This is a genomic window from Micromonospora sp. M51 (assembly GCF_018070305.1).
GTDB lineage: Bacteria > Actinomycetota > Actinomycetes > Mycobacteriales > Micromonosporaceae > Micromonospora > Micromonospora parva.
On record NZ_JAGPXZ010000208.1, the window covers coordinates 1 to 8,448 of the forward strand.

At 71.4% G+C, this 8,448-nt stretch carries 11 protein-coding genes; 1 reads left to right on the forward strand and 10 read right to left on the reverse strand.

Annotation, left to right across the window (positions count from 1 at the left end; all coding sequences use genetic code 11):
* The 7 genes from rplS to proS all read right to left on the reverse strand — a co-directional run.
* Positions 1-319, reverse strand: a 319-nt coding sequence (rplS, locus tag KBX53_RS13685) for a 50S ribosomal protein L19 (RefSeq protein ID WP_210859596.1), incomplete at its 3' end; no start/stop codon positions are given.
* A gap of 143 nt (positions 320-462) precedes the next feature.
* Positions 463-1,236, reverse strand: a complete 774-nt coding sequence (trmD, locus tag KBX53_RS13690) for a tRNA (guanosine(37)-N1)-methyltransferase TrmD (RefSeq protein ID WP_030335224.1) — start codon at positions 1,234-1,236, stop codon at positions 463-465.
* Between the two features lie 11 nt (positions 1,237-1,247).
* Complete coding sequence (gene rimM / locus KBX53_RS13695; RefSeq protein ID WP_030335226.1) at positions 1,248-1,802, reverse strand: ribosome maturation factor RimM; 555 nt, start codon at positions 1,800-1,802, stop codon at positions 1,248-1,250.
* Entirely contained in the window at positions 1,802-2,062 is a 261-nt protein-coding gene (locus KBX53_RS13700) for an RNA-binding protein (RefSeq protein ID WP_172862164.1), read from the reverse strand. Before KBX53_RS13700 ends, rimM begins: the two co-directional genes overlap by 1 nt.
* On the reverse strand, positions 2,037-2,525 hold the full coding sequence (gene rpsP, locus KBX53_RS13705; RefSeq protein ID WP_210859599.1) for a 30S ribosomal protein S16: 489 nt from the start codon (positions 2,523-2,525) through the stop codon (positions 2,037-2,039). Before rpsP ends, KBX53_RS13700 begins: the two co-directional genes overlap by 26 nt.
* Before the next feature lie 230 nt (positions 2,526-2,755).
* On the reverse strand, positions 2,756-3,376 hold the full coding sequence (locus KBX53_RS13710; RefSeq protein WP_030335231.1) for a DUF402 domain-containing protein: 621 nt from the start codon (positions 3,374-3,376) through the stop codon (positions 2,756-2,758).
* 37 nt (positions 3,377-3,413) lie between these two features.
* Positions 3,414-4,820, reverse strand: a complete 1,407-nt coding sequence (proS, locus tag KBX53_RS13715) for a proline--tRNA ligase (protein ID WP_030335232.1) — start codon at positions 4,818-4,820, stop codon at positions 3,414-3,416.
* A 131-nt stretch (positions 4,821-4,951) separates the two neighbouring features.
* Between proS and KBX53_RS13720 the strand changes: the two genes are divergently transcribed.
* The gene (locus KBX53_RS13720; protein WP_030335234.1) at positions 4,952-5,554 is read left to right on the forward strand and encodes a TetR/AcrR family transcriptional regulator; all 603 of its coding nucleotides are present in this window, start codon (positions 4,952-4,954) and stop codon (positions 5,552-5,554) included.
* A 100-nt stretch (positions 5,555-5,654) separates the two neighbouring features.
* On the opposite strand, the gene KBX53_RS13725 is transcribed toward KBX53_RS13720, so the two are convergent.
* The 3 genes from KBX53_RS13725 to KBX53_RS13735 form a co-directional block, all read right to left on the reverse strand.
* On the reverse strand, positions 5,655-6,734 hold the full coding sequence (locus tag KBX53_RS13725) for an amidohydrolase family protein (protein ID WP_030335236.1): 1,080 nt from the start codon (positions 6,732-6,734) through the stop codon (positions 5,655-5,657).
* A gap of 18 nt (positions 6,735-6,752) precedes the next feature.
* Entirely contained in the window at positions 6,753-7,346 is a 594-nt protein-coding gene (locus tag KBX53_RS13730; protein ID WP_256443358.1) for a Uma2 family endonuclease, read from the reverse strand.
* Between the two features lie 53 nt (positions 7,347-7,399).
* The coding region (locus tag KBX53_RS13735; protein ID WP_210859601.1) for a signal recognition particle protein at positions 7,400-8,448 on the reverse strand (1,049 nt) is incomplete at its 5' end.

Consider the following 8,448-nt stretch of genomic DNA (forward strand, 5'->3'; position numbering starts at 1 on the left):
CCTTCTTGCCGCGCAGCTCGCGCAGGTAGTAGAGCTTGGCGCGACGCACGTCACCGCGGGTCACGACCTCGATCCGGTCGATGCCCGGGCCGTTGAGCGGGTAGGTCCGCTCGACGCCGACGCCGAAGCTGACCTTGCGGACCGAGAAGGTCTCGCGCAGACCGTCACCCTGGCGGCGGATCACGACGCCCTGGAAGATCTGGACACGGGACCGGTTGCCCTCGACGACGCGGGCGTGCACCTTGACGGTGTCACCGGCCCGGAAGTCGGGGAGGTCGGTCCGCTTCGACTGGGCGTCAAGGGCGTCCAGGATGTTCATCGCTGCGTCCTCGTAAGGCTCACGGCGCACCGTCACTCGGTGCGCGGGTGGGTGATTCTGATTCCCGGGTGGTGATCGGCGGACCGACCCCGGTCGGGGATCCTCGCAGCCGACCGCGGGCGCGGACGGATGCGGCAACCCCCCTACTTTGCCACATCCCCCGGCGGAGGTTGAAATCCGGCCTGGTCCAGGGCCGCGATGTCCCGTTTGTCGAGCCGGTCGGCGGGCAGCGCGGCCAGCAGGTCGGGACGGCGGGCAGCCGTCCGCAGCAGGCCCTCCTCGCGCCGCCAGCGGGCGATCTTGCCGTGGTCGCCGGAGCGGAGCACCTCCGGCACGTCGTGCCCACGCCAACTCGGCGGCTTGGTGTAGATCGGCGCCTCCAGCAGCCCGTGCGCGTGCGACTCCTCGTCGAGCGAACCCGCGTTGCCCAGCACCCCCGGCAGCAGCCGGGTGACCGCCTCCATCATCACCAGGACCGCGACCTCGCCACCGAAGAGCACGTAGTCACCGAGCGACACCTCGGTGACCGGCATCCGGGTGGCGGCGTGCGCGAGAACCCGTTGGTCGATCCCCTCGTAGCGACCGCAGGCGAAGAGCAGATGCGGCTCGGCGGCCAACTCGTACGCCATGGCCTGGGTGAACGGGGCGCCGGCCGGCGACGGCACCAGCAGCCGGGGCGGCGGGGCGTCCACCGGCGCGAGGGCGTCCAGCGCCTCGCCCCACGGCTCCGGGCGCATCACCATCCCCGGACCGCCGCCGTACGGGGTGTCGTCGACCGTGCGGTGCACGTCGTGGGTCCAGGTCCGCAGGTCGTGCACGGCGAGCTGGAGTACGCCGTTGGCCCGCGCCCGTCCGATCAGCGACAGGTCCAGCGGGGCGAAGTACTCCGGAAAGATCGACACGACGTCGACGCGCATGCGGGCTGGTCCTAAAGGTCGAGCAGTCCGGCTGGCGGGTCGACGATCACACGTCCGCCGGCCAGGTCGACCTCCGGGACGATCGCCCGGACGAACGGGATCAACGCGGTACGCCCCTCGGGGCGCCGCAGCACCAGCAGGTCGGACGAGGGTGCGTGGTCGATGCGGGCGACCTCGCCGAGGCGTTCGCCGGCCGGGGTCACCACGGCCAACCCGACCAACTGATGGTCGTGGAACTCCTCCGGGTCGTCCGGTGGGGCCACGTCGGCGCTGTCCACCACGAGCAGCGTGCCGCGCAGCGCCTCGGCGGTGTTGCGGTCCAGGATGCCGTCGAACGCGATCAGCACCCGACCCTGGTGGAAGCGGGCTTCCTCGATGGTCAGCTCCGCCGGAATCCGGAACGGCACGCCGGGGCCGTCGGAGGACGGCGGGGGTGTCGCCCCCGGCTCAGTGCGCAGCACTGTGCCGGGGGCGAACCGTGCCTCGGGCTCGTCGGTCCGCACTTCCACGGTGACCTCACCGCGGACACCGTGCGGCTTGCCGATCCTGCCGACGACGAGCTGCATCAGTACGAGTCGACGATGTCGACGCGAACCCCGCGCCCGCCGATGGAGCCGATCACCTGGCGCAGCGCCTTGGCGGTCCGGCCGGACCGCCCGATCACAGTGCCGAGGTCCTCGGGGTGCACGCGGACTTCGAGCCGCTTGCCCCGACGGGAATCGACCATCCGCACCCGGACGTCATCCGGGTGGTCGACGATGCCCTTGACCAGGTGCTCCAACGCCGGACGCAGTGGCATGTCAGGCCTGCTCACCGGCGTCGGCAGCGGCCGGGGCCTCGGCCGGAGCCTCGGTCTTCGGAGCCTCGGCGGCCGGCGCCTCGGTCTTCGGAGCCTCAGCAGCCTTGGCTGCCTTCTTGGCCGGCTTGGCCGGGGTCTCCGGGGCGAGCCCGGCGGCGGCCTTCGACTCAGCCTCGTACGCCGCCTTGCGGTCGGCCTTCTCGGGGGCGACCAGGAGCGGCGGCGGGGCCGGCAGGCCCTTGTACTTCTGCCAGTCACCGGTCAGCTCCAGCAGCCGCTGCACCGCCTCGCTCGGCTGAGCGCCGACGGACAGCCAGTACTGGACCCGCTCCGACTTGACCTCGATGATCGAGGGGTCTTCCTTGGGCTGGTAAACCCCGACGAACTCGATCGCCCGGCCGTCGCGCTTGGTGCGCGAGTCGGCGACGACGATGCGGTACTGCGGGTTGCGGATCTTGCCCATCCGCAGGAGCCGGATCTTTACGGCCACAGTTGTTTCGCTCCTGTTGCGATCTCACCGGCCCAAGACGGGCGGTGTGCATGGGTGAGCGCCGACCGGCACAGTGGGGTTGGGCCGGAGACAACTCGGTGGACTGGCGACGTGCCCGGGTTAGAGGGCGCCGGACGCGCGCCGGATACCAGCGACCTATTCTGCCAGATCCCCTGCCGATCTTCCGCATCGGACCCGGACACCACGTCGCCGGTGACCTGGAACACCGCTCAGCGCACTGGCGGACGGTCCCAGCCTGCCGGAAGTTTGTCCGGTACGCCCCATTCTGGCGGAGGTGCGAAGTCGGTCCAGGTGCCGTCGAACGGGAACTCGCCCGCCTCGGCGAGCGCGATCACCCGCTCCCCCTCGGCGCGGACCGCCTTCTCGTCGGTCACCCAGTAGTGCTCCGGAAAGGCGAGACGCTCGACGAACTCGTCCTCGTCCTTCCACTCCCAGCTCAGGTCCGGGCGTACCACCACGTCGAGATCCTGGTCCACCACGTCGACGCCGGCCACCGGGCCGTCGTCCCAGCGGACACCGGGCTCCTCGAGGTTGACGTACCAGTGCGAGAACCGGCCGTGCGCGTCCCGGAACCACCAGACGGAGTGCGCCGCGCCGGCGGGCAGGAACTTCAGCAGCGGCGGGCCATTCCAGCGGCCCTGCGCCAACCGGTACGTCGGGGTGACCCAGTCGGCGAACGGCACCGCGCGCATGGTCACGCCCGCCTGGTTCACCTCGTGGGCCACCGGCGAATCCTGGGCGATCCACACCAGCAGCCCGCGATCGTCGTCGCTGACCACGCGGGCCGGCCGGACCCATCCGATCCGGCCGTGCCGCACGTTCCGGTGCATGATCAGCCGACCCGGCTCGAACCGGTCGACGAGCACCTCAGTAGGCGCGGGCGAGGATGGCGACCAGATCCGGCTCGTCCTCCGAGTCGGGAACCGAACCGTCGGCGCGCAGCAGGCAGCGCACCGTGACGCCCTGACCGTTCGCCTCCGCCTCGCCGGCCACGCCGACCGCCGACCACGGCACCCGCGCCCAGCCGGTCGCGGCGGCCTCGATCGCCTCGGCCAGGGTCGCCACGTCCACCGTGCGCGCCTCGCGGTTGGCCAACGCCTGATCGTGCAGCACCTGCTGATCGGTCTCCAGCGCCGCCAGCACCGCGGCGACCACGTCCGCCACCGGCGTCGGGGTCTTCGAGCCGTCGGTCCGGCGCACCACTGTCGCGTTGCCCACGGCCAGGTCACGGGGGCCAACCTCGACGCGTACCGGATAGCCACGCAGCTCGGCGTCGACGGCCCGGCGGCCGAACGGGGTGTCGGTCCGGTCGTCGAGCGCGACCCGGACACCGGCGTCGCGCAGGCCGTCGCGCAGCTTGGCCGCCGCCTCGCCGACGCCGTCACCGTCCTTGACGATCATGACGTACGCCTGGATCGGCGCCAGCTTCGGCGGCACGCGCAGGCCGTTATCGTCGCCGTGCGCCATGATCAGGCCACCCAGCATCCGGGTGGACGTGCCCCAGGAGGTCGTCCAGGCGTGTTCCCGGCCCCCCTCCTTGGAGGAGTAGCTGATGTCGAACGCCTTGGCGAAGTTCTGACCCAACTCGTGGCTGGTGCCCAGCTGCAACGCCTTGCCGTCACCCATCATGCCTTCGCAGGTGTACGTGGCCGTCGCGCCGGCGAAGCGCTCGCGCGCCGTCTTCAGGCCGACCACCACCGGGATGCCGATCACGTTGACCATCAGGTCCTCGTACGCCTCGTGCAGGATCCGCCGCGCGTACGCGCGGGCGTCCTCGCGGGTGGCGTGCGCGGTGTGCCCCTCCTGCCAGAGGAACTCGCTGGTCCGCAGGAAGATCCGCGGACGCAGCTCCCACCGGACCACGTTCGCCCACTGGTTGAGCAGCAGCGGCAGGTCCCGGTACGAGTCGATCCACTTGGCCATGAACTCGCCGATGACCGTCTCACTGGTCGGACGCACCACCACCGGCTCGGCCAGCGGCTTGCCGCCACCGTGCGTGACGACCGCCAGCTCCGGCGAGAAGCCCTCGACGTGCTGCGCCTCACGCTTGAGGTAGCTCTCGGGGATGAACAACGGGAAGTACGCGTTCTCCGCACCCGCCGCCTTGATCCGAGCGTCCATCTCAGCCTGCATACGCTCCCAGATGGCGTAGCCGGCCGGTCGGATGACCATGGTGCCGCGAACCGGGCCGTTGTCGGCCAGCTTCGCCTTGGCGATCAGGTCCTGGTACCAGCGGGGGAAATCCTCCGCACGGGGAGTGAGCACGCGTGCCATGACCGCACATCCTATGCGCCGCGCGGGCGGACACCGCGTCCGGGAGTCGCCACGCCGCGCCGTCCCGCTGTGCTGACGGGCCGTGACGGCGCTGGGCCGGGCAGCGGGAGCGCCCGTAGAATTCGACCACCATGACTACCTCGACGGACTCCCCCCGCCAGCGGCTGCGGGACACGATCGTGGACGCCGCCCGCGCCCGGACCATCGCCGCCGGGTGGGACGCGGTCCGGATGGGCGGAGTGGCCACCACGGCCGGGGTGAGCCGGCAGACGGTCTACAACGAGTTCGGCAGCAAGGCGGGCCTCGCCGAGGCGCTCGCCCGCGCCGAGGTGGACCGGTTCGTTGGCGATGTGCGCGACGCGCTGCTCGCCCACGGCTCCGACGTGCGGGCCGGCGCGTACGCCGCCATCGCGCGCACCCTCTCCACGGCGGCGGACAACCCGCTGGTCAAGGCGATCCTGACCAGCGCCCGGGGCGGGTCGGACGAGCTGCTGCCGTACCTCACCACCCGGGCCGAGGTGGTGCTCACCGAGGCGTCCGGTGCGCTGATCGACTGGGCCGGCGACCATCTGCCCGGGGCGGACCAGGCCGCGCTGGCCTTCGCCGCCGACACGGTCGTCCGTCTGGTGGTCAGCCACATCGTGCTCCCCCGCGAACCGATCGAGGAGACCGCGACGGCCCTCGCCGACCTCGCCGTACGCCTCTTCAGCGCCGCCGCCCGCCCCACCCTCTAACCCCCACACCCGCCCCGCGACACGCGCCTCGCGCCGCACCGCCCGGCGCGGGGCGCACAGCGCGGCGCGGGGCGCACAGCGCGGCGCGGGGCGGGGCGGGTCAGCGGATGACGTGGCCGCGGAGGATCGTGCGGGACGGGGCGCGGACGACGCGCAGGTCGGCACGGGGGTCTTCGGGGTAGACGGTCAGGTCGGCGAGCCCGCCCTCGACCAGGCCGGGGAAGCCGAGCCATTCGCGGGCGCCCCAGGAGGCGGCGGCGAGCACCTCGAGCGGGGCCATTCCGGCCCGTTCGTGCAGCAGCATCATCTCCTCGGCGGCCAGCCCGTGGTCGATGCCGCCACCGGCGTCGGTGCCCACGTAGATCGGCACGCCCGCCTCGTGCGCGGCGCGCACCACGTCGGGGAAGCCGTCGCGCAGCGCGAGCATGTGCTCGGCGTACCCGGGGAACTTGCCCCGCGCCTGCTCGGCGATGCCACCGAAGGTGGCAATGTTGATCATTGTGGGGACCAGTGCGGTGCCCTGGCGGGCCATCTCGTCGATCAGGTCGAGGCTGAGCCCGGTGCCGTGCTCCACCGAGTCGACGCCGGCCCGCACCATGATCTCGACGGCCGACTCGGAGAAGGTGTGCACCGCGGCGCGTACCCCGGCATCATGCGCGGCCCGCACGGCGGCGGTGAGGGTGTCCGCGTCCCAGGCCGGCGCCAGGTCACCGACGCCCCGGTCGATCCAGTCGCCGACCAGCTTCACCCAGCCGTTGCCGGCCCGCGCCTGCGCGGCCACCGTGGCGGCCACCTCGGTCGCGTCGACCTCCACGCCGATGTCGCGCAGGTAGCGCTTCGGCGGGGCGACATGCTGGCCCGCGCGGGCCAGTCGCGGCAGGCCCGGCTCGTCGTCGAGTTCGGGGTACGGGTACGGCGACCCGGCGTCCCGGATCGCCAGCACCCCGGCGTCCCGGTCGACGTGGGCCAGCGCGCGGGCCTGGTCGAGTGAGGTGATCGGGGCGCCACCTCGGGCGATGCCGATGTGGCAGTGCGCGTCGACAAGCCCCGGCAGCACGTAGCCGCCGTCGACGACGGTCTCCGCACCGGGCACCGGGGTGAAGGTCACCCGGTCGCCGACCAGCCAGAGATCCCGGACCTCGTCGTCGGGGAGCAGCACGCCGCGCACATGAAGAGCCATGCGCACAGTCCTACCCGATCAGCCCTCCTCGGGAGCGAGCAGGTCGTTCTTCCGGGCGGTCAGGGCCGGCAGGTCCACGGAAACCTTCCACGGCCGCTCCGTGACGAACAGATCCTCGGTGTGCGTGACCTGCTCGTACTCCCGGTTGGCCCCGAGGGAGTACTCGGTGAGCGTGACACGTTCCTGGGTCGGGTCGAGCACCCAGTAGGACCGGATGCCGGCGTGCGCGTAGACCTTCGCCTTGTCGTACATGTCGCGGAAGGTGGAGGTCGGCGATACGACCTCCACCGCGAGCAGGGCGTCCTCGACCGGCACGGGCGACCGGCCGGCGTGCGTGCGGCGGATGACCACCACGTCGGAACGTGGCTCGTTGCGCCGGTCGACCCGCATCGACAGGTCGATGCTGACCAGGTATTCCGGCGGGCAGTTGACGCGAAGCGTGAGCAGCAACTCGACGCACAACTCTTGGTGCACGGCAGTGGGCGACGGCACGATCAACATTCCGTTGATCAGTTCGTACGGAAGGTCCTTCGGCAGGTCACCGAGGTCGTCGACCGTCCACTCGTGCCGTTCGGGCAGGATCGGGGCCGCGGTAATGACAGCTCCTTCCAGGGGGCGACGTCACCGTAAGCGCCGGATCAGTCGCCCGCCGTCACCGACACGCGTCAGCGCGGGCCCTTGTCGCCACCCTTGCCGAGCTTGTTGAAGTCGATCTTCGGGAGCTTGAAACCGGGCGGCAGGCCCTGGCCGGCGGCGAGATCGTTCGGGTCCATGCCCGGCGGGAGCTGCGGCATGCCACCCGGGAAGCCGGCTGGCATGCCGGCGCCGGTACGCGGGCGACCGCCGCCCTTGGTGCCCTTGCGCTTGTTCTTCGGCGACTTGGTCGCCTTGCGGCGGCCACCGCCGGGCAGGCCCATCATGCCGCCCATCTGCTTCATCATCTTCTGCGCGTCGGCGAAGCGGTTGAGCAGCTGGTTGACGTCCATCACGGTGACCCCGGAACCGTTGGCGATGCGCGCCCGGCGGGAGCCGTTGATGATCTTCGGGTTGGTCCGCTCGCCCGGGGTCATCGACCGGATGATCGCGGTGACCCGGTCGAAGTGGCTGTCGTCCAGCTCGGAGAGCTGGTCCTTCATCTGCCCCATGCCGGGCATCATGGCCAGCACGTTGGCGATCGGGCCCATCCGCCGCACCGCGATGAGCTGGTCGAGGAAGTCGTCCAGGGTGAACTGCTCACCGCCCATCAGCTTGGCGGTCATCTTCTCCTTCTGATCGGAGTCGAAGGCCTGCTCGGCCTGCTCGATCAGAGTGAGGACGTCGCCCATGCCGAGGATCCGGCTGGCCATCCGGTCGGGGTGGAAGACGTCGAAGTCCTCCAGCTTCTCACCGGTGGAGGCGAACAGGATCGGCTGCCCGGTGACCTCGCGGACCGACAGCGCGGCACCACCACGGGCGTCGCCGTCGAGCTTGGAGAGCACCACACCGGTGATGCCGACGCCGTCGCGGAACGCCTCGGCGGTGCGGACGGCGTCCTGACCGACCATGGCGTCGATGACGAAGATGACCTCGTCCGGCGAGACGGCGTCGCGGATGTCGGCGGCCTGCTGCATCATCTCGGCGTCGATGCCGAGTCGGCCGGCGGTGTCGACGATGACGATGTCGCGGGCGGCGCGCTTGGCGTGCTCGATCGACGCGCGGGCCACCTGCACCGGGT